At 64.3% G+C, this 22,038-nt stretch carries 18 protein-coding genes, 1 tRNA gene and 4 pseudogenes; 12 read left to right on the forward strand and 11 right to left on the reverse strand.

Annotated elements, in window-relative coordinates; genetic code table 11:
• The 3 genes from C489_RS12375 to C489_RS12385 form a co-directional block, all read left to right on the forward strand.
• Positions 1-985 (forward strand): hypothetical protein (locus C489_RS12375; RefSeq protein WP_006431620.1); only part of this gene is annotated, 985 nt, incomplete at its 5' end.
• Positions 982-1,986 carry a hypothetical protein gene (locus C489_RS12380; protein ID WP_006431621.1) on the forward strand — a complete coding sequence of 335 codons (1,005 nt, stop codon included), beginning with the start codon at positions 982-984 and terminating at the stop codon, positions 1,984-1,986. The genes C489_RS12375 and C489_RS12380, both read left to right, overlap by 4 nt.
• A 104-nt stretch (positions 1,987-2,090) precedes the next feature.
• Positions 2,091-3,563 carry a dihydrolipoyl dehydrogenase gene (locus tag C489_RS12385; protein WP_006431622.1) on the forward strand — a complete coding sequence of 491 codons (1,473 nt, stop codon included), beginning with the start codon at positions 2,091-2,093 and terminating at the stop codon, positions 3,561-3,563.
• Positions 3,564-3,793: 230 nt separating this feature from the next.
• On the opposite strand, the pseudogene C489_RS12390 reads toward C489_RS12385, so the two are convergent.
• Positions 3,794-4,225, reverse strand: a pseudogene (locus C489_RS12390) (zinc ribbon domain-containing protein); the annotation flags it as partial.
• Positions 4,226-4,361: 136 nt separating this feature from the next.
• Between C489_RS12390 and C489_RS20855 the strand changes: the two are divergent.
• Positions 4,362-5,362 (forward strand): IS630 family transposase gene (locus C489_RS20855; RefSeq protein WP_086009373.1). Its coding sequence is split into 2 segments (ribosomal slippage): positions 4,362-4,854 and positions 4,854-5,362, totalling 1,002 coding nucleotides; the frame shifts between segments, so codons are not numbered across the junction.
• A 92-nt stretch (positions 5,363-5,454) separates the two neighbouring features.
• On the opposite strand, the pseudogene C489_RS12405 reads toward C489_RS20855, so the two are convergent.
• A pseudogene (locus C489_RS12405) lies at positions 5,455-6,364 on the reverse strand (transposase); the annotation flags it as partial.
• 144 nt (positions 6,365-6,508) lie between these two features.
• On the opposite strand from C489_RS12405, the gene C489_RS20860 reads away from it, so the two are divergent.
• The 3 genes from C489_RS20860 to C489_RS12420 all read left to right on the forward strand — a co-directional run bounded on the left by C489_RS20860 (position 6,509) and on the right by C489_RS12420 (position 10,528).
• Complete coding sequence (locus tag C489_RS20860) at positions 6,509-6,844, forward strand: DsrE family protein (RefSeq protein WP_083902809.1); 336 nt, start codon at positions 6,509-6,511, stop codon at positions 6,842-6,844.
• 121 nt (positions 6,845-6,965) lie between these two features.
• A complete protein-coding gene (locus C489_RS12415; RefSeq protein WP_006431628.1) occupies positions 6,966-9,440 on the forward strand; it encodes a DNA topoisomerase VI subunit B in 2,475 nt (824 codons plus the stop codon).
• On the forward strand, positions 9,437-10,528 hold the full coding sequence (locus C489_RS12420; protein WP_006431629.1) for a DNA topoisomerase IV subunit A: 1,092 nt from the start codon (positions 9,437-9,439) through the stop codon (positions 10,526-10,528). The genes C489_RS12415 and C489_RS12420 overlap by 4 nt, the downstream gene beginning before the upstream one ends.
• A gap of 115 nt (positions 10,529-10,643) precedes the next feature.
• On the opposite strand, the pseudogene C489_RS12425 reads toward C489_RS12420, so the two are convergent.
• Positions 10,644-10,957 (reverse strand): annotated as a pseudogene (locus tag C489_RS12425) (Nramp family divalent metal transporter); the annotation flags it as partial.
• Between the two features lie 290 nt (positions 10,958-11,247).
• On the opposite strand from C489_RS12425, the gene C489_RS12430 reads away from it, so the two are divergent.
• Complete coding sequence (locus tag C489_RS12430) at positions 11,248-11,553, forward strand: hypothetical protein (protein ID WP_006431631.1); 306 nt, start codon at positions 11,248-11,250, stop codon at positions 11,551-11,553.
• A gap of 16 nt (positions 11,554-11,569) precedes the next feature.
• On the opposite strand, the gene C489_RS12435 is transcribed toward C489_RS12430, so the two are convergent.
• The 6 genes from C489_RS12435 to C489_RS12460 form a co-directional block, all read right to left on the reverse strand.
• Positions 11,570-12,274: an MBL fold metallo-hydrolase gene (locus C489_RS12435; protein WP_006431632.1), complete on the reverse strand. Its 705-nt coding sequence runs from the start codon at positions 12,272-12,274 to the stop codon at positions 11,570-11,572.
• Positions 12,275-12,382: 108 nt separating this feature from the next.
• The gene (locus C489_RS12440; RefSeq protein ID WP_006431633.1) at positions 12,383-13,120 is read right to left on the reverse strand and encodes a fumarylacetoacetate hydrolase family protein; all 738 of its coding nucleotides are present in this window, start codon (positions 13,118-13,120) and stop codon (positions 12,383-12,385) included.
• A 77-nt stretch (positions 13,121-13,197) separates the two neighbouring features.
• Complete coding sequence (locus C489_RS12445) at positions 13,198-14,046, reverse strand: sugar phosphate isomerase/epimerase family protein (RefSeq protein WP_006431634.1); 849 nt, start codon at positions 14,044-14,046, stop codon at positions 13,198-13,200.
• A gap of 65 nt (positions 14,047-14,111) precedes the next feature.
• Positions 14,112-15,068 (reverse strand): UbiA family prenyltransferase, encoded by a 957-nt coding sequence (locus C489_RS12450; RefSeq protein WP_006431635.1) that lies wholly within the window; start codon positions 15,066-15,068, stop codon positions 14,112-14,114.
• 1 nt (position 15,069) lies between these two features.
• Positions 15,070-15,900: a sugar phosphate isomerase/epimerase family protein gene (locus C489_RS12455; protein ID WP_006431636.1), complete on the reverse strand. Its 831-nt coding sequence runs from the start codon at positions 15,898-15,900 to the stop codon at positions 15,070-15,072.
• A gap of 2 nt (positions 15,901-15,902) precedes the next feature.
• A complete protein-coding gene (locus C489_RS12460) occupies positions 15,903-16,703 on the reverse strand; it encodes a TatD family hydrolase (RefSeq protein WP_049890824.1) in 801 nt (266 codons plus the stop codon).
• Positions 16,704-17,004: 301 nt separating this feature from the next.
• Between C489_RS12460 and C489_RS12465 the strand changes: the two genes are divergently transcribed.
• The 3 genes from C489_RS12465 to C489_RS12475 all read left to right on the forward strand — a co-directional run bounded on the left by C489_RS12465 (position 17,005) and on the right by C489_RS12475 (position 19,935).
• Positions 17,005-18,225 carry an inositol-3-phosphate synthase gene (locus C489_RS12465; protein ID WP_006431638.1) on the forward strand — a complete coding sequence of 407 codons (1,221 nt, stop codon included), beginning with the start codon at positions 17,005-17,007 and terminating at the stop codon, positions 18,223-18,225.
• A gap of 55 nt (positions 18,226-18,280) precedes the next feature.
• Positions 18,281-19,672, forward strand: coding sequence for an alkaline phosphatase family protein (locus tag C489_RS12470; RefSeq protein ID WP_152423161.1), 1,392 nt, complete (start codon positions 18,281-18,283; stop codon positions 19,670-19,672).
• 188 nt (positions 19,673-19,860) lie between these two features.
• Positions 19,861-19,935: transfer RNA gene (locus C489_RS12475), tRNA-Glu, on the forward strand.
• A gap of 193 nt (positions 19,936-20,128) precedes the next feature.
• Here C489_RS12475 and C489_RS12480 read toward each other — a convergent pair.
• Positions 20,129-20,782 (reverse strand): ribonuclease HI family protein, encoded by a 654-nt coding sequence (locus C489_RS12480; RefSeq protein ID WP_006431640.1) that lies wholly within the window; start codon positions 20,780-20,782, stop codon positions 20,129-20,131.
• 413 nt (positions 20,783-21,195) lie between these two features.
• Here C489_RS12480 and lrp point away from each other — a divergent pair, with 413 nt between their 5' ends.
• The gene (gene lrp, locus C489_RS12485; protein ID WP_006431641.1) at positions 21,196-21,651 is read left to right on the forward strand and encodes an HTH-type transcriptional regulator Lrp; all 456 of its coding nucleotides are present in this window, start codon (positions 21,196-21,198) and stop codon (positions 21,649-21,651) included.
• A gap of 150 nt (positions 21,652-21,801) precedes the next feature.
• Here lrp and C489_RS12490 read toward each other — a convergent pair.
• A pseudogene (locus tag C489_RS12490) lies at positions 21,802-22,038 on the reverse strand (sodium:calcium antiporter); the annotation flags it as partial.

Consider the following 22,038-nt stretch of genomic DNA (forward strand, 5'->3'; position numbering starts at 1 on the left):
GGTCTGCCCCGCGAAGGAGCGCGACCCCGACGCCGATCTGACGGTCTCGACCTACGGCGACTCCTACTGTTTCTGTCGGGAGGTCGACAACGACGAGACGTTCCAAAACCACCTCGCACAGGAACTGGACACCCACGTCGCCAACTACGGCGGCGGCAACTACGGTCTGGACCAGGCGCTGATGCGCCTCAAACGCCAGTACCCCGAGGACCCGACCGACCACGTGTTCATGGTCGTCACCGCCTCCTCGATCGCCCGCATCCTCTCGGTCTGGAAACACTATCAGGAGTTCGGCAACATCCTCGCGGTCAAGCCCCGGTACGTGCTCGAGGACGGCGAGTTGGAGCGAATCGAGAGCCCCGTCGACGAAAAAGAGGAGCTGCTCGACCTCGAGTCCAAGGCCGACTTCCTCCGGGAATACGACTTCCACTACGATCACTGGTTCCGGCCGCACTTCGCGACGCGGCCGTACACGGCTGACTTCCTCGAGAAGAACGAACACGTCCGGTACGCCGGGTATACGGCCGGAAAGGAACTCGAGCGCCGACTCGGCCGCTCGATTCCGGGGATCGACTTCGATCTGGCCCAGACCCAGTCTGCGCTGCGGCTCGAGCGGCCCCGCGTGCGATACCACGAGCGCCTGTTCGACACCCACGAGGCCCTCTTCGACGCGCTCATCGCGGAGTTCGTCGACTACGCGGACGAGCAGGGGTTCGATCCGACGTTCGTGATGGTCCAGCAACTCCGATACGCGACCTACGAGTCCGAACACGGCCCGATCTACGGCGACCTGATGGACCGACTCGACGACCGGTACGACGAACTGACGACGATCGATATGGCGACTCACCTCTCGCCCGAGGACGGCGACGTCGAGTCGCTGTACGTCGAGCGCGGGGAAGGCGGCCACTACAGTCCCGAGACCAACGCCGAGATCGCGCAAGTGCTCGCCGACGTCGTCGAGCAGCGGGCAATCGCGGAATGAACCCGTTCTATCTCATCGTCGGGAGCGCCATTCTGGTCACCGCGATCGTGGACATCCTCTGGACGACGCTCTGGGTCGACGGCGGTTCCGGTCCGCTCTCCGGCCATCTCACGACCGGGATCTGGCGCGGCCTCCGGACCGTGACCGGCGATCACAACCGAGCGCTCAGCCTCGCCGGCCCGCTCATTCTCACGCTGACGCTCGCGATGTGGATCGGCCTCATCTGGGTCGGTTGGACGGTGGTTTTCGCCAGTGACCCGTTGGCCGTCGTCAACAGCCGCACCGGCGGTCCCGCCGACTGGTGGGGGCGGTTCTACTACGTCGCTTACACCATGTTCACGGACGGCAACGGCGACTACACGCCGGTGTACGGCGGGAACGTCTGGGAGGTCGCCAGCGCGTTCACGACGGCCACGGGAATGGCCTTCGTCACGCTTGGCGTCTCCTACGTCCTCACCGTCCTCGGTGCCGTCTCCGACAAACGCTCGTTTGCCAGCACCGTGACGGGGTTGGGCCATCGCAGCGAAGCCCTCGTCCGAACGGGGTGGACCGGAGAGGACTTCGAGGGCCTCGAGTTGACCCTCGAGACGCTCGCGTCGGAGCTGAGCCTGCTGGCCGAGCAGCACAAGTCCTATCCGATCCTCCACTACTACCACAGCGAGCAGGACGACCGGGCCTCGGCCGTGGCCGTCCCCGTCTTCGACGAGGCGCTCATGCTCCTCCGACACGCCGTCCCGGACGAACACAGCATCGATCCTACGACTATCGAGAACGGCCGCTCGAGCGCGTCGAGCTACCTCGAGACGCTCGACACCGCGTTCATCGAGCCCGCGCCGTCGGTCCCGCGAGCTCCGGATCTGGAGCGCTTACGCGACGACGACATCCCGACCGTCTCGGACGAGGCGTTCGCCGAGGCCCTCTCCGAGACGACCGACCGCCGGCGGCGGCTGCTCGCCGTCGTCGAGGCCGACGCGTGGGAGTGGCCGCCCGTCGAGGAGTAACCGGCGGGTACGGTCGGTTTTCGACCGCGCTTCGGTCGTCTCCGGTTGGGTCCCGCGCAAGCGCGGGTCGGTCGTTCATTGGGCTCGAACCCGACCGTGTCCCCATGGAGGAGTACGACTTTCTCGTCGTCGGGTCCGGCTCCGGACTCGACGTGGCGAACGCGGCGGCGAACCAGGGACTCTCTGTCGCGGTCGTCGAGAAGGGGCGGCTCGGCGGGACCTGTCTCAACCGCGGCTGTATCCCGTCGAAGCAGTTGCTGTATCACGCGGACGTGATGGAGACGATCGAGCGCGCCGACGAGTTCGAGATCGACGCGACGGTCGACGGCGTCCGGTTCGGCGAAATCGTCCGCGAGGTCACTGCGGACGTTCACGGCAGTTCGGACTCGATCGAGCGCGGTCTCCGTTCGTCCGATCGGATCGACCTCTATCAGGCGGAAGCCCGGTTCGTCGACGATCGCACGCTCGAACTCGCCGGCGGAGACCACGACGGTGAGCGACTCACCGCCGACACCGTCCTCGTGGCGGCCGGGACCCGCCCGGCGACTCCGCCGATCGACGGCATCGGAACCGTCGACTATCTCACCAGTAGGGAGGCGCTGCAACTCGAGTCCCCGCCGGATCACCTCGTGATCGTCGGCGGCGGCTACATCGCTGCCGAACTCGGGCAGTTCTTCGGCACCTTCGGCAGCGACGTGTCGATCGTCGGCCGGCGGCCGAATCTGCTCCCCGACGCCGACGAGGAAGTAGCGGCCGAGTTCACCGAGCGCTACGCCGACCGGTTCGATGTCTACACCGGCTACGAGGCCACCGCGGTCATGGAATCGGTGGACTCAGTCACCGTCGAGGCGCGGCCGTTCCCGGAACCGGAGGGCGACGCGGCGAGCGACGTCGAACCGGTCTCGGTCACCGGCGACGAACTGCTCGTGGCAGCCGGCCGCGTCCCCAACACGGACACGCTGAACGTCGAGGCCGCAGGGATCGAGACCGACGCGGCCGGTTTCGTCGAGACCGACGAGTACCTGCGGACGACCGCCGACGGCGTCTGGGCGCTCGGGGACATCGTCGGCGAGTACTTGCTGAAACACAACGCCAACCACGAGGCGCGGGCCGTCGCGCGAAACCTCTTTGGCGAGGCCCTCGAGCCGGTCGACTACTCGGCGATGCCCTTTGCCGTCTTCGGGTCGCCGGAGGTCGCCGGCGTGGGCCTCACCGAACAGGAACTGCGCGCCGCGGACCGGGAGTACGCCACGCGAACCTACCGCTATGAGGAGACCGCCCGCGGGTCGGCGATGAAAGCCGAGGGATTCGTCAAGCCGATCATCGACCTCGAGGGCGAGATTCTGGGCTGTCACATCGTCGGACCGGAGGCCTCGGACCTGATTCAGGAGGTCGTCGTGGCGATGACGGCCGGCTCCGGGACGGTGCGAGACATCCGGGAGTCGATCCACATCCACCCCGCGCTCTCGGAGGTCGTCCAGCGGGCGTTCTCCGGAGAATTCACGCTCGGTGACACCCACGACCACGGGCATTCCGGCGATCACGGGCACGAACACGACCACAGTCACGACCACTGAATCGGACGAACGCGGCCGGAATCGCCGACCGAGAGACCGGCCGACTCTCGAACCGCGACCGGTCGGGGCTGCTGACACTCTTACTCGCCGACGGCTCTGCATCCACAGCACACGACCGCCGGCCCCTTTTGTAGGGCACTCACCTACGACCCTCCGTAATGACGAACGCAGCAATCTTGACATCCTCCCCGCCCTGAAGGGCGAGGATTCCCACGTTGGGATATTGTGGTTTACGACGTTACGTGTTCTTGAGGTGCGAACGCACCAGTTTCCTTGTCAAACAGGAACGTCGATGGCTGCGCCAACCAGCCGTTACTCCTATTCACCGATAGACTCGGTGAACTTGGAGATACTTTCTGTCGAATGTTCTCAGCACCGTTTACGTCCGCGTTCGCCACCGTACCGCACTCATCACAGACGTACAGCCCGCGTTCAACACGATTGGCCTTCCGCGTGCGCCCACAGCACGAACATGACTTGGACGTATCACGCTCAGACACTTCTTCAACCGTGATACCTTCCATTTCGGCCTTGTATTCGAGCAGGCCGGTGAAGCGGTCGAACGCCCACGAATGCAGGTCAAGGTTGCCGTGATTCCCCCAGTTCTTCGACTCGCCGTTCTCCTCGTCCTCGCGGATACCGGAGAGGTCTCCCACCACAATATAGTATCCGTTAGAATTTTCCGCTCAGAGATTGTTGCTATAGTCAATGGACCATCTCGACGAGATCTCTGTCGAAGAACTCCAAGACNTATAGTATCCGTTAGAATTTTCCGCTCAGAGATTGTTGCTATAGTCAATGGACCATCTCGACGAGATCTCTGTCGAAGAACTCCAAGACGCCCTCGACAACGTCGAGGGAAACAAGCCGACACAACGGTTGTTAGCGGCGATCGCGTACAAGAACGGTGTAACGCAATCCGAACTTGCCGAGTGGCACGATACTGGTCGAAGAACAATCTACAGCTGGTTGATGCGACTCGATACGGACGAACCGCTTGAGCAAGCTGTATCTGATGCTCATAGATCCGGAAGAAAACGAAAGCTCTCAGAATCGCAGCAAAAAGAGTTCGAACAAATCGTTCACCAACCGCCCGAAGAGGTCGGGATTGACGCGCCGGCGTGGACGCCGGTGCTTGTCCAAGAGTTTCTTGAAGACAGCTATGATGTCGAGTACTCCTACCCGAGTTGTCGGCGGTTGCTCAAAGAAGCTGGATTAAGCTATCAAAAGCCACGCCGTAGAGCCGCCGAAGCCGCAGAATCCGACCAAGAGGAATTCCACGACGAGATCAAAAAAAGCGATCGGAGATGGACGCCAAAATAGTCTGCATCGACCAAACCAAGAAATCCGTCCAGGTCGAGCCGCGTGCCGCGTGGTTTCCGCGCGGCACGCGGCCGAGCGTCGAACTCTCCGGTCAACGCGACTGGACGTGTCTGCTCGGCGCGATCACCGAAGACGGCGAGTGCTTCTTCTCACGATTCACCGAGTACGTTACCGCCGATCACGCGAAACATTTCATTCTCGCGTTATGCAACGAATTCAGAGAAGACTTGATCGTCGTGCTAGATGGTGCGCCGTATTTCCAGGCGTCGGCCGTCACGGACCTGGCGGCCCGTGACGACCTCGCCTTCGTCACGTTACCGTCGTATTCGCCGGAACTCAATCCTGTCGAAGAGTGCTGGCGACAACTCCAAAACGCTCTCAGCAACCGATTCTTTGACTCGCTTGAGCAACTGACCCCCGCGATCGATACCGCTCTAGACCAACTTTCGATTCCAAAAGTGGGCAATTATTTCTAACGCTTACGATANGCTTGAGCAACTGACCCCCGCGATCGATACCGCTCTAGACCAACTTTCGATTCCAAAAGTGGGCAATTATTTCTAACGCTTACGATAGTTCCAACTCCTTCGTCCACACATCGTTGGACTATGTGTTTCGAGAGTGTGTGGAAGTAGTGGGTGCGGCGAGCCGATTTCTTTTGGTTCAACCGCGTAGCCTGCTCTGAGTCAGAATCGTCACAACGAGCAATCTGCTTGCTGAAGTAGTAGTCGTCCTGCTTCAGGCAGTTCAGCGGGTAGAGTTCGCTGTGACCGTCTTCGTAGGCGAGTGCGGCGAAGTTGTTGATGCCGAGGTCAACACCAACCGTCTTCTCACCGGTGACTTCAGCCACTTCGATCTCGACTTTGCAGACGAAGTGTAGTTCCCACTCTTCACCAGTCCAGACTGCACGTACTTGCTGGACGCTCTCCACGGTGGAGAGGTCAACATCGGGCCGAGTCTGATACTCGCAGAGGATGAAGTCCGACCAATATTCTTTCAGGTTCGACCCTTTGCTGAGTCGAACTCTCTCGTACTCGGTATCGAATTTGAAGCCAGCGGCTTTGAACGTGACTGTGCTTCGTGGGTGTTTGTCGCCGTGTTTGCGGTACTTCGGCGGGTTTGCTCGTGTGTCTCCGTTTTGTCGTTTGCCGTACCAGCCGTCGAACGCCTCAGCGAGTTCTTGAAGGACTCGCTGTGCTCAATGAGCGGAGCTCATTGGCATCACGAGACGGCTTCGCCGTCTCGAACGAACTTGACTGAGAATGCAGATCATCATAGCGTTCGTGCGACTTCAGGTACGAGGTGAGTTCGTTGTGACCGGGGATATGGTCAATCTCTGACCATACACGGTCGCAGACCCACCGTCCGACGTTCCAGAGTTTCGAGGCTGAGAACCCAAGCGAATCAAGGTCGCCTTGCACCTGTTGTTGATTCCTGATGGAAGCAGTGAAGGTGCGTGTGACGACCTGTTTCGCCATACGTAACCTATGTAGACAAACCTACTTGAATGTGCGGATTCGGACGTGGAATATCCTGCCGTGCCATCGAACGGTGGGCTGTGTAGTCTATTGTCGGATTCATCCCCGCCCTAAAGAGCGGGGCTTTCTCCTTGATTCTCCGTAATTCTGGCAGGGACCGAATCCCACAGCGACACCGGTCGGCTCGTCAACGGCCTCGAGGCAGCCAAGGAGTTCGCCGAGAACCCCGATGACGACCTCGAGCTCATCTTCGACGGGGCCGGGACCCAGTGGATCCCGGAACTGGAAGACGAGGACCACGACTACCACGAGCTCTACCAGTCGGTCAGCGACGAGGCGGCGGCCTGTGACTACTGTGCCGGCGCGTTCGGCGTCGACGAGGCGATCGACGACGCCGGGGTCGTCACGATCGACGACAACGACGGCCACCCGAGCATCCGATCGCTGGTCGACGACGACTACGAGATCATCACCTTCTAACCGGGACGAGAACCCGCCAGTGGGCCGGTCCGCGGTATCGACGAAGTGAAAACGCCGCTGCGGATTCACTTTCACTCCGGTAGCACACAGCTTTTAGCCCCGCCGTTAGTACAGGGGGACGATGACGTCGTTCCAGTCGACACTCGGTGACGAGCCGGGGATCGCCGAGGAGCTGGCCGAAAGCCAGCAGTCGATCTCCATCGCCGAGTTCTTCGAGAAGAACAAGCACATGCTCGGCTTCGACAGCGGTGCTCGAGGCCTCGTCACGGCCGTCAAGGAGGCCGTCGACAACGCCTTAGACGCCGCCGAGGAGTCGGGAATTCTCCCGGATATCTACGTCGAGATTCAGGAAGCCGGCGACTACTACCGCCTGATCGTCGAGGACAACGGCCCGGGACTTACGAAAGAAACGCTCCCGAAGGTCTTCGGGAAACTGCTCTATGGCTCTCGCTTTCACGCACGCGAACAATCCCGCGGCCAGCAGGGGATCGGGATCTCCGCTGCGGTGCTCTACTCTCAGTTGACCAGCGGGAAACCCGCGAAGATCACCAGCCGCACGCAGGGCTCCGAGGAAGCCGAATACTTCGAACTCATCGTCGATACCGACAGCAACGAGCCCGAGATCAGCGTCGAGGAGACGACCACGTGGGACCGCCCCCACGGCACCCGCATCGAACTCGAGATGGAGGCGAACATGCGCGCCCGCCAGCAGCTCCACGACTACATCAAGCACACGGCGGTCGTCAATCCCCACGCCCGCCTCGAGTTGCGCGAACCGCAGGAACACTTCAAGTTCGAGCGCGCGACCGACCAGCTCCCCGAGGAGACAGAAGAGATCCGCCCCCACCCTCACGGCGTCGAGCTCGGGACGGTGATGAAGATGCTCACTGCGACGGACTCTCAGACCGTCTCCGGGTTCGTCCAGGAGGAGTTCACCCGCGTCGGGAAGAAGACCGCCGACTCGATCATCGACGCGTTCCGCGACCGCCACTACGGCCGCGAGATGCGCTGGCGGCCGCCCGCCTCCCACGAATCGATCGACCTCCACGCCGCGGTCGAGGACGCGACGGCGAACAAGGGCCCCGACGCGACGACCGCGTTCGCCGACGCCATCGCCGAGGCGGTCGCGGATTCCGACCGCATCGCCCACTTTGAACTGCGCGAAGCCGTCGAATCGGCCGCCGAGGCGGTCGAGGACGACCACGGAACGACGTTCGGCGACACCGTTCGGGAAAACGCCGTCGAAGCGGTCTGGCTCGAGCTAATCGACGTCACCGAGGCGGACGATGACGCTGCAGCCGAGACGGCCGACGAGGACGAGCCGGCGACCGACGCCGACTCGAGACTCGTTGCCGACCTCTATGACCTCGCGGACGACGCGACGAGCACCCGCAAGGACGACGAGGTCATCCACGCCTTCGCCGACCGGCTCGCGGGCAAGTTCGAGGATCCCGAGGACGTTCGCCACCGGTTCACCCACGAGACGCTGCGCGAGTACGTCGACCGGGCCGCGGACCTCACCGAGGAGTACGACGACGTCTCCTTCGGCGAGACGGCCCGCGAGAACGTCACGGAAGCCATCTGGGACATCATGGCCACCGTCCCGGACGACCCGCCGCTCGTTCGCGAACTCGACGGCGACCGCGACGCCACCAGCAACCTCGTCGACGCGATGCGCGCGACCGACATCATGGCACCGCCGACGCGGTGTCTCGCGCCCATTTCGGAGGAACTGATCACCGCCGGCCTCGAGAAGGAGTTCGACGCGGACTTCTACGCCTCCGCGACCCGCGACGCGGGCGTCTCCGGCGGCGATCCGTTCATCGTCGAGGCCGGGATCGCCTACGGCGGCGACCTGCCGGCCGAGGGAACCGGTGAGGTCATGCGCTTTGCGAACCGGGTGCCGCTGGTCTACCAGCGCGGTGCCTGTGCGACGACGGACGTGGTCAAGTCGATCGGCTGGCGCAACTACGGCCTCGACCAGCCCGGCGGCTCCGGCCTGCCCAACGGCCCGGTCGTGATCATGGTCCACGTCGCCTCGACGAACGTCCCCTTCACCAGCGAGTCGAAAGACGCCGTCGCGAACGTCCCCGAGATCGAAGACGAGATCGAACTCGCGATCCGGGAGGCCGCACGCGACCTGAAGAGCTACCTCAACAAGCGCCGGTCGATGCAACAGCGCCGGAAGAAACAGAACGTCCTCGGGAAGATCCTCCCGGAGATGGCCGAGAAGGTCGCCGAAGTCACCGGCCGCGACGAGCCGGATATCGATGACGCGATCGCCCGCATCATGAACAACGTCCTCGTCGAGCGCGACGTGGAGGAAAACGGCGACGGGCAGGCCGTCTCCGTCGTCGTCGAGAACAACTCGGGGACGAACGAGTCCCTCGAGATCACCGATATCGTCTCGGCGGAACCGACGAACCTCTCGGACGGTGCGAACGTCGTCGAGATGGACGGCGAGTGGTTCGTCAAGTGGGAACCGGAGGTCTCGAGTGACGACGAGGCGGCCCTCGAGTACGAGGTACCGGACGACGCGACGTTCGATCTGGACGTCAAAGGTGTCGAGAGCGAGAAGTTGACGGTGAAACAATGAGCGCAGACGAAAACCAGCAGGCACGAGAGCAGTTGATCGATCTCGCGGCACAGTTCTACGACCAGTTCGAACTGGGCGAGATTCCACACATGTCCGTGCCGACACGGACGAAGAACAACATCGAGTACGACGAGGAGATGGACGTCTGGGTCTACGGCGACCGCGAGTCGACCCGGTCTGCCAACTCCGTCCGCGGCGCGCGGAAGCTCCTGAAGGCGATCTACACCATCGAGTTCCTCTCGGAACAACTCGAGGAAGACCGCTCGTCGACCCTGCGTGAACTCTACTACCTCTCGGAGAGCTGGGACAACGACGAGGCCCAGTTCAACGATCAGGACGAGTCCAACAGCATGGTCGAGGACTTGGAGATCGTCTCGGGGGTCACCCGCGAGGACTTCCACATGCGCCCCGAGGAATCGGGCGCGACGATCATGGGGCCGCTGTATCTGCGAGAGCAGACTCGCCGCGGTGAGCGCAAGATCCACTGTCAGGAAGACGTCGGCGAGGGCGGCTACCAGATCCCGAACAACCCCGACACGATCGACTTTCTGGATTGTGACGCCGACTTCATCCTCGCGGTGGAGACCGGTGGCATGCGCGACCGACTCGTCGAAAACGGGTTCGACGAGGAGTACAACGCCCTCATCGTCCACCTCAAGGGCCAGCCCGCGCGGGCGACCCGACGCATCACCAAGCGGCTCCACGACGAACTCGACTTGCCGGTGACGGTGTTCACTGACGGTGACCCGTGGTCGTACCGCATCTACGGCTCCGTCGCCTACGGCTCGATCAAGTCCGCCCACCTCTCGGAGTACCTCGCAACGCCCGAGGCGGACTTCATCGGCATCCAGCCCGCCGATATCGTCGAGTACGAACTGCCCACCGACCCGCTGGCGGATTCGGACATCAACGCCTTGGAGAGCGAACTCGAGGACCCGCGCTTCCAGACCGACTACTGGGAGGAACAGATCGAACTCCAGCTCGATCTCGGAAAGAAGTCCGAACAGCAGTCGCTGGCCTCTCACGGCCTCGACTTCGTGACGGATACCTATCTTCCGGAACGACTCAGTGAGATGGGCGTGCTGTAGACGCCCTCGAGCCGTCGTTGCGGGAGATGTTCCCCGAACGACTCAGTGAGATGGGCGTGCTATAGCTCCGTTTTCCTCGAGTCACAATCTTATCGCGGACGCTCGAGGTCACCTACAGCGCCCAGTTCTTGGGGCCGGGAAGCTGATCGGAGGCCTCGATCGGGTTCGCGCCGACGCCGTAGTTGTACCGGATGCCGAGTTCCCACGCCCGTCCTTCGCGACGTAGATGTGCCCGAACATCCAGATCGCTACGAGGCCGAAACTGCCGCCGAGCGTGGGTGCCAGCACGATGTGGCTGCCGCCGATGCTGATCAGCGCCCACAGCATCGACGGGCCGAAGCGTTCCTTGAAGAGCCCGCGCGAATCCCGTTCGGGATACTCGAGGGTCGGTTCGGGACCCTCCGCGGCTTCCTCATCGGCCGTCGCGATCACCGACTGTGGTCGGTCTCGTCTCGAGGCCGTTTCGGCCGGCCGTTCCGTCGTCCCGATCGTGGTAACGGAAGCCATAGGTGTCGGAGAATTCCCTACAGAGAATTTATATCGTGCGAATCGAGAATCGGGATGTGAGATCGCTGTTACGACGGCGACCGCTCGACGCGGGTAGCGGTCTCAGTCACGCCTCGAGCGCCGAATCGTTTCGTCGGAGTTCGCACTCGCCCTGTGTCTGCAGGTACAACCGGTACCCGTCTGCGCGGCCACTCACCGTCTAGAACAGTGATATGGCGGACGACAAAGACGACGAACGGCCGTTGCACAGCGACCCCGACGAGGGCGCGATAGACGAACCGACGACCTCCAACGCCCAAGAGGCCGACGAGGCCGCGTGGATGATGAAAGAGGGGATCACGGTCGGGTTGATCGCCATCGGTGCCATGATCCTCCTCGGGCTCGGTCTCTTGCAGGGGTCCGGCCTTGTCGACTTCTTCGCCCCGATCGCCGACTCCGGGTTCGGGCAGTGGATCGCGCTCGGCGTGCTGGCACTGGCCGCGATCGCGCTCTTCGCCTGGTCTCGAGTCGGCGTGTGAGAACGGACCGGTGTGCCTACTCGTCGAGGACGACCGGAACGCCGCGTCTCACGATGTCGACCACGAACGCGTCGATGTCGATTTCGCCCGCGTCGGCGGGATCGTAGCGGACCGGCAAGACGAGATCGGGGACGATATCGTCGGCTAGCGACGCGGCCTCGTGGCGGTCCATCGTGACCGTCCCGTCGACCGGCGGGAGCAAGAGATCGATGTCCATCTCCCGGTGAAACGGCAACACGTCGGTGTCGCCGGGCCAGAACGCGGTGATGCCGTCGACGGTGACGCCGAAGCCACAGCCCTGCCCCTCGGGGTGAGCCGGTGTTCCGTTCTCGTCCGTGTGCGGGCCAGTCGAATCGTTGTACGCCGGCGTCGTGAACAGATCGAGCGGCCCGAGGACGAACGACTCGTCGGCTCGGACGCGTTCGACCTCGAGCGGCAGTTCTTCGGGCCGGTCGTCGATACCACCGTTCTCGCTCCCGTCGGTCGACTCGTGGACGACGACCAGCGCGTCCTCGCGGGCGACCCGCCTAATCGCGTCGGGATCGTAGTGGTGATCGTGACTGACGAGAATCAGATCCCCGTCTCGAGGATCTTCACCCTTCAACACGCCGTCTCGGCCCGGAACCGGGTCGACGTAGATGACCGCGCCGGTTTGGCCCTCGAGTCGGACGGCCGCGCGGCCGAACCAGTCGATCGTCACGGCGTCGAAGCTGACGGTCATGCGTGTTCGTTCTGCAAGCGGGCCGAAAAGTGTTCGACTCGCGGTCGGCCGGGGGCCTCGAGCAACTCGGGGTTCCGGGACTTCGCCCCGGGCCGGTTCGGGAGCCGATCAGGGGATTCGAACCGAGTGCTCGAGCGTGCCGACGCCTTCGATCTCGATCTCGATGTCATCGCCGTCCGAGAGCGCGCTGACGCCTTTGGGCGTGCCGGTTGCGATCACGTCGCCGGGCTCTAAGGTGATGTAGGTCGTGATCTCGGCGATCAGTTCCGGGATCGAGAAGATGAGTTGCTCGCGGGTGCCGTCCTGTTTGAGCTCGCCGTTGACGCGGGTCCGGACGGACGCGTCCGCGGGGACCTCGTCCGGGGTCGCGAGGACGGGGCCAAGGGGTGCCGCCCCGTCGAAGGCCTTGCCGCGGATCCAGTTCTGTTCTTGTTGCTGGTCGTCGCGGTTCGAGAGGTCGTCGACGCAGGTGAAGCCTTCCACGACGTCCATTGCGTCAGCTTCGGAAACGTGGCGGCACTGCTCGCCGATGACGACGCCGAGTTCGGCCTCGTGGTCGATCCGATCCTTGCCCGCGGGGAGAGTGACGGTGTCGCCGTGGGCCGCGAGCGCGTTCGGCGGCTTGAGAAAGAGCATCGGCCGGTCAGGGACTTCCGAGTCGAGTTCCGCCGCGTGGTCGGCGTAGTTCTTCCCGATACAGACGATCTTCGACGGCTCCGACGGCGGGAGCACGTCGATTTCGTCGCTCTCGAGCGCGTAGCTTTCGTTCGCGAAGTGGACTGTTCCGTTCTCGTACTCGCCGCGACGGACCGCGCCGGCGGGGTCGCGGAAGCGGACGTATTTCACGCTCGGTGGAATGGTCGCAGGGGGTAAAAAGGGTTGAGGAGGCGGTTCGTTCGCGGGTGTTCTCGCCCGGCGGGGAGTTACAGGAACGGCTCGAGTTCGGCCATCGCGTCCCGCGCCGCGTGGTCGGGTTCGTCGGGGTAGGTGTAGAGTTCCAGCGTGGCGAACCCGTCGTACCCGATGTCCGCGAGCGCGTCGAAGATCTCTCGGAAGTCGAGGTCCCCCTCGCCGGGGATGCGGTGGTAGTGTTTTCCCCGGCGGCCGCCGACGATGTCCTCGAGGTGGATGCCCGTGATGGAGCCGGCGCTGGCGTGGATGCTCTCGGGCACGTCCTCGCCGTAGACGGCCGCGTGGCCGACATCGAGGTTGATCCCGAGGGAATTGCGGCCGATCTCGTCGATCAACTCGAGGACCTCGTCCGTGTTCTCGATCAGCAGTTCGGGTTCGTACTCGATGCCGACCTCAACGTCACGGGGTTCGGCGTAGTCGAGGATCTCGTGGAGCGAGTCCCGGAGGTACTCGCGGGCCGCCTCGGGCGGCGTCCCCGGGAGCGGCCGGCCGGTCGCCAGGCAGACCGCCGGCGACCCGACGGCCTCGGCGAGGTCGATCGCCCGCTTCGTGTACGCGATTCGCCACTCGCGGGCCTCGTCGTCGGCTCGAATGATGGTCGGCTCGAAGAAGGCCGACGGCGGCGCGTCGTCGTAGTAGCCCATCGCCGTGTTCGCGTTGATGTTCGAGACGGCGAGGTCGGTCTCGGACAGGGCCTCGAGGAGGGCCTCGCGGTCGCCGTCGCCGAAGTCGGGGAAGTAGGCGTGGGGATCGTCGCCGAGCAGTTCGACGCCGGCGTAGCCGTGGTCAGCGATCCGGCGAACCGCTTCCGGGAGGGAGGAGCGCGTGTACGCGTTCGTCGAAAAAGCGAGTGTGACCATCGATCTGCGTGTCGTACACCGGAGCGCCACTAATTCGTTGGCCCGTCACACTCGAGGGGCACGGTTCACGTCACGTCGAACGCACGCGAGAGGCCCACCGCCGGGACGAGGAAGACGCCGGCGGCGAGCCCCCAGCGAACCCCGGCTGCGGTGGCAAAGGCCGCGTCGAGCAAGACTAATCCGAGGATACAGGCACCGACCGCCGGGCCGACGGTACTCGGCACCGGAGCGGCGTATGCGGCTCGCAGGGGTTGGCCGACACACCAGCAGAACGCGGCGACGAACGCGAGGGCGACCACTGTCTCGAGCCGCGACGGGCCGGCAGTCACGAGAGACCAGCCGACGGCGACCACTGCTGCGACCGCGCCCGCGGCAGCGACCTCGACAGCGCCCCGGTTTCCGCCCTCGGTCTCTCGAGCGGCCATGAACGTGACGGCGGCGATGTAGCCGGTGACGACCGCGGGGACGGCGAGCACTCGGGTCGGGGACTGGAGGAGCACGCCCCCGGCCGCGGTCGTCCCGAGGACGACGTTCAGCCCGCGGGTCGCCCCCATCGCGAGGAAGCCGGCGGCGGTCCCCTTCAGGAGCCCGTCGTAGGCGACGATCACGAGGGCGACCAGTCCGGCGGCGAGGGAACCGGGCCCGCCCGCGACGACGCCGGCGAGGACGACGGCGACGAGCAACAACGCAACCCCGAGCGCGAACGCGGCCCGCCGCGAGACGCGACTGGATGGGATCGGCCGTTCGGGCCGCTCTCGCGCGTCGATCGGCGCGTCGAACGCGTCGTTGAGCGTCGTCCCACCGGCGTACAGCAGCACCGAACTGGCCGCGAGCCCCGCGACGGGGACCGGTGGGGGCTCGTGTCCGGCAACGGCCGCCAGCGCGGCTCCCAGGATTACGTCCGGCGGCGCGGTGAAGAGGTTTGGCAGGCGGACCAGTTCGGCGTACGTCTCGAGGGTCGTCCGGGACTCCGGGCCTGATCCCGCCGTCTCGCTGCGGTCCGCCGACGCGCCGCCGGCCACCCTATGCCCACCCGTGTTCCTCGAGGTAGTCCATCGCCTCACGTGCGGTCTCGATCGGCGTCTCCTCGTAGGGGTAGAGTTCGACGGTGACGAACCCGTCGTAGTCCCGCGCCTCGAGTTCGCTCAGGAACGAATCGATGTCCATCGCCCCGTCGCCGAGTTGCGTGTGTTCATGGGCCCGGTCGGCTGGGATGTCCTCGAGGTGGTAGTGTTCGGTGTGCTCCCAGAGGGGTTCGACCAGTTCGGCGGGGTCCTCGCCGACCGCGTAGAAGTGGCCGGCGTCGAAGTTACACTTCACGCGCGGCGAGTCGATCCGCTCGAGCAGTTCGAGGAACTCGTCTCCCGTTTCGATCAGCAGGTCGGGTTCGGGCTCGACGAGCAGGTCGACGCCGAGTTCCTCGGCTTTCGGGATGACTTGCTCGAGGCTGTCGACGAAGGTGTCCAGTGCCCACGCCCGCGATTTCCCGTCGGGGATCGGCCCGCCGGGTTCGATCGAGATGTAGCCGTGGTCGAGGGCGGCCGCGGTCTCGAGCGCCGCGAGGGTGTAATCGATCCGCCGCTGGCGGTACTCCTCGTCGGGCTCGATGTAGGAGGGGTGGTGAAAGCCCTCGATCGCGGTCAGCATGAACGCGTTGGCGTTGCTGATGGCGATCCCCTGTTGCTCGAGGATGTCCGTGACCCGCTCGTGTTCCTCGTCGGTGGCGTCGGGCGGGTACAGATGCGGTTCGTCGAGCAGGAGCTCGACGCCGTCGTAGCCCGCGTCGGCGATCGACTCGATGGCGTCCTCGAGTTGGTACTCCCGGAAGGCGTTGGTGGAGAAGCCAAACCGCATCGTCAGGCCTCGTAGTCGAAGTTCGGCGACTGGTCGAAGAACTCGTAGGGGTTCTCGAAGACGACTTTCCGCACGTCCTCGCGGTCCCAGCCCCGGTCGAGCATCATGTCGCGGGCCTTCGGCACCGCGAGCGGGTCCGAGGGGTCCCAGTCGGCCGCGCTGTTGAAGATCATGTTGTCGGTGCCGTACTCCTCGAGCAGGTCGATCGCCGACTCGGTCTCGATCTTGCCGGGGTAGAGCGTGAAGCCGATCCAGCAGTCCGTTCGCGTCGAAATGTCGATCGTGTGCTCGGTGTTGTGATCGATGATGATCCGCTCTTGGGTGACACCCATCTCCTCGATGATCTCGACGATTCGCTCGGTTCCCGACGGCTTGTCAGTGTGGGGCGTGTGGATGATAACCGGCAGTTCGCGGTCCTCCGCGATCTCGAGCTGGCGGCGGAACGCCCACTCCTCGTCGTCGGTGACTTGATCGAAGCCGATCTCGCCGACGCCGACCACGGGGTCGCGCTCGAGATACTCGGGAATCCGGTCGACGACCTCCTCGGCCATGTCGCGGTAGTTGGCCTCCTTGGGCTCTAAGCCAATCGTGACGTAGTGGTCCATGCCGGCGGCCCGCTCGGCGCGGTCGGTCTCGTGTTCGATGATCTGCTCGAAGTAATCGAAGAACGAACCCGCGTTGTGTTTATCCTGGCCGCTCCAGAACGCGGGCTCGATACAACATTCGATGCCCGCTCGTCGCGCTCGCCGGTAGTCGTCGGCCGAGCGCGATACCATATGCATGTGAGGGTCGATAATTCGCATACCGGCCGTGCCACGAGCGACCCGTTTGGTGCTGTGATCGTTCGATCGGCAAACGCGAGGTTGAGAACGACGAATCGACCCCTTCCGCGGGCGGAATACGGCGTTACGAGCGACAAACTCCGGATTACTCCCGCTACGCGAGTCATAACGAAAGCCGTCCGGACCGCACCCTCGCGGGAATGACCCGACGCGAACGAGCCACGGCAGCGACGACGCCGCTGCGGATCGGCCCCGACGATGGGGCCGGCCGAAACGAGCCGCCACGCCGGACCGAACGGCCATCGAGAGGGGACGAGACCCGATGAGCGACGGGCGAGAGCAACCGGCCGACGACGCGGACCGAACGGGCGTCTGGCTCGTCGGGGCGCGGGGCAACGTCGCGACGATGTCGATCGTCGGTGCCCGCGCGATCGCGCGTGGACTGACCGGCACGACCGGCATGGTGACGGAACGCGAGCCGGTCTCGAGCCTCGATCTGCCGCCGGTCGACGGACTCGTCTTCGGCGGCCACGACATCGCCCCGGAGTCGCTCGTCGCCCAAGCCGAACGCCAGCGCGACCGGAACGGCGTCCCCGACGCGGAGACGCTCGCGGCCGTCCGGGGCGACCTGGCCGAAATCGACGACCGGATCGAGGTCGGGACGGCGGTCAACTGCGGCGCGGCCGTCTCCGAGGACAGCGAACGACTGGACGAGCGCCTCGCCGTCCGGGATGTCGTCGACCAGATCCGGGACGACTACGAGACGTTCCGCGAGCGCCACGACCTCGAGCGATTGGTCGTCGTCAACGTCGCCTCGACGGAACCCGAACTCGCCGAACCCGATCGGTACGACACTCGCGACGCCCTCGAGCGGGCGATCGACGAGGACGACCGGGACCTGCCGGCGAGCGTGCTCTACACCTACGCCGCGATCGACGGCGGCCACCCGTTCGTCAACTTCACGCCGAGTACGGGCAACACGCTCGGCGGGATTCGCGAACTCGCGGCCGCGAAGGACGTCCCGCACATGGGACGCGACGCCAAGACTGGCGAGACGCTCGTCAAGTCCGCGCTCGCCCCGATGTTCGCCGGACGAAACCTGCAGGTGATGAGCTGGGAGGGTCACAACATCCTCGGCAACAAGGACGGACTCGTGCTCGAGGACGAGGCAAACGCCGCCGGCAAGCTCTCGAGCAAGGGCGACGTGCTCGACTCGATCCTCCCCGACATCGGCCACAACCGGGTCCGGATCGACTACACGCCCTCGCTGGCCGACTGGAAGACGGCGTGGGACTACATCCACTTCGAGGGCTTTCTCGACACCGAGATGAAAATGCAGTTCACGTGGGAGGGGTCGGACTCCGCGCTGGCCGCGCCGCTGGTCCTCGATCTGGTGCGACTGGTCGCCCACGCTGACGAACGGGGGAACGGGGGGCTCCAGCCCCAGCTCGCGTCCTTCTTCAAGGCCCCGATCGGCGTCGACGAGCACGACTTCTCCCGGCAACTGGACCGCCTGTACGACTACGCCGAGCAGCATCGCTGATGCGTGTGACCGCCACCTTCGACCGTACGACCGCGACGTCCGCTACCCAGAACCGATGACAGACCCCATGATTCCCGAGTCGCCCGACGGCGCAGGCCGCGTGATCGTCCTCGACGTCGTCGGCCTCCAGCCACAGCACATCGACGCCGACCGAACGCCGACCCTCGAGTCACAGTTCCCGTCCGAATCGGTGACCGACCTCCGGCCGCCGTTTCCCGCCGTAACGGTGCCGGCCCAGACGACCCTCGCAACCGGGCGCGGTCCCGCCGAGCACGGCGACGTCTCGAGCGGCGAGTACGAGCGCGAGCGCGAGACAGCGGCGTTCTGGGAGCGCGATCGCAACGGCCGCGACCGCATCTGGGAGACGGCCAGCGACGAAGCGGGGCTGACCACCGGCGTGCTGAACTTCCAGCACCTGATCGGGTCGAGCGCCGACATCGCGCTCACTCCCTCTCCGATCGAGGACGAGGACAACAACATGCTCGAAATGGACTGCTGGACCAACCCTGAGGGCTTCTACGACGACCTCCGGGACGAACTGGACCACTTCCCGCTGCACAACTACTGGGGCCCCGGCGCGAACGAGGAGGGGAGCCGCTGGATACTCTCGGCCGCGAGCGAGGCGATCGAGCGGTTCGATCCCGACCTGCTCTGGGTCTACGTCCCGCATCTGGATTACGTCGGCCAGAGCGACGGCCCCGGAAGCGACGCCTTCGAGGAGGAACTTGCGGTCGTCGATGACCTCCTCGCGGACTTCCTCGCCGACCTGTCCGCAACCGACCGCTGGGACGAGACCCTCCTCACCCTCGTCAGCGAGTACGGCTTTCACGACGTGGACCGACCGGTGTTCCCCAACCGCGCACTCCGAGACGCCGGGCTGCTCGAGACGGACGAGGACGGCGATGTTGACATCCCCGGCTCGGACGCGTTCGCCATGGTCGACCACCAGATCGCACACGTCTACGCCGACGCTGGCTCGGTCGACGATGCTCGCGACGCACTCGCCGGACTCGAGGGGGTCGACGCCGTCCTCGAGGAGTCGGGCAAGGCCGAGTACGGAATCGATCACCCCAACGCGGGCGAGCTCGTCCTCGTGGCGGATCGGGACACGTGGTTCCAGTACTACTGGTGGGAGGACCGCGCGGCCGCGCCCCCGTACGCGACCGACATGGACATCCACAAGAAACCGGGCTTTGATCCCTGCGAACTCTTCTTCGGCGACGAGGGGCTCGTCTCGCTCGACGCCGCGCAGGTCAGCGGCTCCCACGGCCGCGTCGACGAGTCGGCGCTCGGCGCGTTTGGCCTCGGCGGCCCGGCCGCGCCCGCACTCGAGGGCGACGAACCGGTCGACGCGACCGACGTGACGCCGACGATCGCGGATCTACTCGGGCTCGAGGATGAGCTTTCGATGGACTTCGAGGGCGCGTCGCTCCGTCAGGATGACTAAGGGTGAACGTGGACGGCATTCTCGAGGCGACGACAGTGTTTGTTGTCGGCAGAACAACGGGTGAAACGTGCGTGATGTGATGCCACTGCCGCTGCGGAACGGAACGCTTTTCATTAGGCCTCAGCAAGAAAGAGTTGCGAGACGCGCTCCGCTGGTTCGCTGAACACAGTGGTGCGGGAACCGTGTAAGCTCCGTTGGTGTAGTCCGGCCAATCATTTCGGCCTTTCGAGCCGATGACCTGGGTTCAAATCCCAGACGGAGCACTCTTCTGAGGAACGACGTAACCAAGATGGAAGCGCACGCTCTTGGGATTCGGATCAGACGAGTCCCAGTGCGAGCGTAGCGAGGTGATCGTCTCGGCGTAGCTGCCGGGATACGGGTAAAGTCAGTGTGTGATTTCTCGTCGCTTCTGGGATTCGACAGAGCCGGGATTTCGAAGGACCACGACGGAATCTGCTATCCAGGCCCGAAGGCCGCGATATCGGCCCCCACTGTCGCCAGTGCGTCAGCGGGATTCGGGTCGCTGTCTGCCAGGTGCGTGTACCGGTGGTCCGGGATGCTCGAGAGTGCCGCCGTAACGGCCTCGCTGTACGTCTCGACGCCGGATTCTGTCGGGCCATTACCACCCCAGATATCTTGGATGACCGTCATCGAATCGATGCGCACCTCGAGTCTGCGTGGCTCGTAGCGAGCCAACAGTTCGGAGAGCCCGAGCTGGAGGGCGACGTATTCGGCGGTGTTGTTCCCCGCTCGGGAGCCGACGGGGCGGCCGAGACGAGCGAGTTGGTCTTCCGCAGCGTCCATGATGACAGCGCCCGCCCCTGCGGGACCGGGGTTGCCGCGTGAACTGCCGTCGACGGAGAGGACGAACGTGTCGCTCGTCGGCTCGGGGACGGATGGCCGAGAGAGTCCCGACTCCAGCAGGGTCTCGAGTGCGCGACGCAACTCCTCCGGGGTGGTTTCGGGGTCGAAGAGACCGCCGTAGCCGGGGACGGCGTCATTGATAAGGTCGGTGGCGGCCGTCATCTCGTAGCCGACGCCTGCGAGTACCTCGTCGACGAGCGCGGCCAGCGGCGAGAGGTGTTCGGACGGGAGTGGGTCGTCGGTCATGTTATTTGCCTCTTCGGGCTTCGGTTCCGAATCGTCATACCCCCGGTCCCGGACAAGCTCGTTGGCTGGGTCCACCACTGCATATCGGTTCTCGGTGGTCGAGCGGGATAATCCCTTCCGGTAGCACCGGTGTCTGGCCGCGTTGAATCAGTCGGGCTCTTGAGAGAACCGATGACGGACACAAAGGGCCTGCTGAATAGAGAGTGGAGTTCAGCATGGCAGAACGGTTTTCGGCCCGCTTTTTGACGCTGCGAACCGCTCCCGTTCTGAACAGTCGCCGGCGAGTCACTGAAAGTGCAGTAATTCTCACCTCTACAAGCGTTGTTCGCCCACACTGCAACACCGACTTACTGGATGTGGATAGAACTGGATATTCGTAAACTCCTAGTAGGTGGAGTGTGTCATACCACTCAATGACCTACGAACACTTGGACTCGGATCTGGTAAACGAACTGCTCAACGACGGCCGCGCGAGCCTGCGCAGCCTCGCCGAAGAACTCGATGTCTCCGTGACGACGGTCTCGAATCACCTCTCCGATCTCGAGGAAGAGGGCGTGATCGAGGGCTACACGCCGAAGGTCGATTACGACGCGGTCGGCTACGACGTGACTGCCGTCATGCAGCTCAAAGCCGAGGGGAACGCGCTGCCCGAGATCACCGAGACGCTGAAAGATCACCGCCAGATGATCTCCGTCTACGAGGTCACCGGTGACTACGACGTGATCGCGATCGGGAAGTTCGAGGACACCGACGACATGAACGATCAGATCAAGACGCTGATCACCGATCCCGACATCAACCAGTCGAACACGAGCATCGTGCTCAACGCCGTCAGCGAGAACGAACAGTTCGAACTCGATACGGAGTAAGAACGGGTCGCCGTCGAGCCGCGGCGAGAGTCTGCCACTCATCGAGTTCCATCTCGCCAGTGGTAGCGTCTTCCTGTGTCGCCGCTGGCCGCACAGGGTAGCCATCTTCGGGCATCCTCAGATCCCGTTCGACTCGAGCGGAGCGCTCGGCTACAGATAATTCGCGATCCAGTAGGCGACGTAGAGGCCGAACAGGACGACGCCGCCGACGCGGGTGACGCGACCGCGTGCGAGCATGGCCGTCACCACGAGCAGACAGCCGGCGAGAAACGGCCAGTGGACCGTCAACACGTCTCCGCCGGACCCGATCGGATGGAGGACCGCGATGATGCCGACGTTCGCCGTCATGTAGAAGACGGTACTGCCGACCACGTTGCCAACGGCGAG

The organism is Natrinema versiforme JCM 10478 (genome assembly GCF_000337195.1).
GTDB lineage: Archaea > Halobacteriota > Halobacteria > Halobacteriales > Natrialbaceae > Natrinema > Natrinema versiforme.

What these genes read in the sequence shown, in the direction of transcription:
- C489_RS12380 (WP_006431621.1), top strand. Translation starts at nt 982, where the DNA reads ATGAACCCGTTCTATCTCATCGTCGGGAGCGCCATTCTGGTCACCGCG.
- C489_RS12385 (WP_006431622.1), top strand. Translation starts at nt 2,091, where the DNA reads ATGGAGGAGTACGACTTTCTCGTCGTCGGGTCCGGCTCCGGACTCGAC.
- C489_RS12415 (WP_006431628.1), top strand. Translation starts at nt 6,966, where the DNA reads ATGACGTCGTTCCAGTCGACACTCGGTGACGAGCCGGGGATCGCCGAG.
- C489_RS12420 (WP_006431629.1), top strand. Translation starts at nt 9,437, where the DNA reads ATGAGCGCAGACGAAAACCAGCAGGCACGAGAGCAGTTGATCGATCTC.
- C489_RS12430 (WP_006431631.1), top strand. Translation starts at nt 11,248, where the DNA reads ATGGCGGACGACAAAGACGACGAACGGCCGTTGCACAGCGACCCCGAC.
- C489_RS12435 (WP_006431632.1), bottom strand. Translation starts at nt 12,274, where the DNA reads ATGACCGTCAGCTTCGACGCCGTGACGATCGACTGGTTCGGCCGCGCG.
- C489_RS12445 (WP_006431634.1), bottom strand. Translation starts at nt 14,046, where the DNA reads ATGGTCACACTCGCTTTTTCGACGAACGCGTACACGCGCTCCTCCCTC.
- C489_RS12455 (WP_006431636.1), bottom strand. Translation starts at nt 15,900, where the DNA reads ATGCGGTTTGGCTTCTCCACCAACGCCTTCCGGGAGTACCAACTCGAG.
- C489_RS12460 (WP_049890824.1), bottom strand. Translation starts at nt 16,703, where the DNA reads ATGCGAATTATCGACCCTCACATGCATATGGTATCGCGCTCGGCCGAC.
- C489_RS12465 (WP_006431638.1), top strand. Translation starts at nt 17,005, where the DNA reads ATGAGCGACGGGCGAGAGCAACCGGCCGACGACGCGGACCGAACGGGC.
- C489_RS12470 (WP_152423161.1), top strand. Translation starts at nt 18,281, where the DNA reads ATGACAGACCCCATGATTCCCGAGTCGCCCGACGGCGCAGGCCGCGTG.
- C489_RS12480 (WP_006431640.1), bottom strand. Translation starts at nt 20,782, where the DNA reads ATGACCGACGACCCACTCCCGTCCGAACACCTCTCGCCGCTGGCCGCG.
- lrp (WP_006431641.1), top strand. Translation starts at nt 21,196, where the DNA reads ATGACCTACGAACACTTGGACTCGGATCTGGTAAACGAACTGCTCAAC.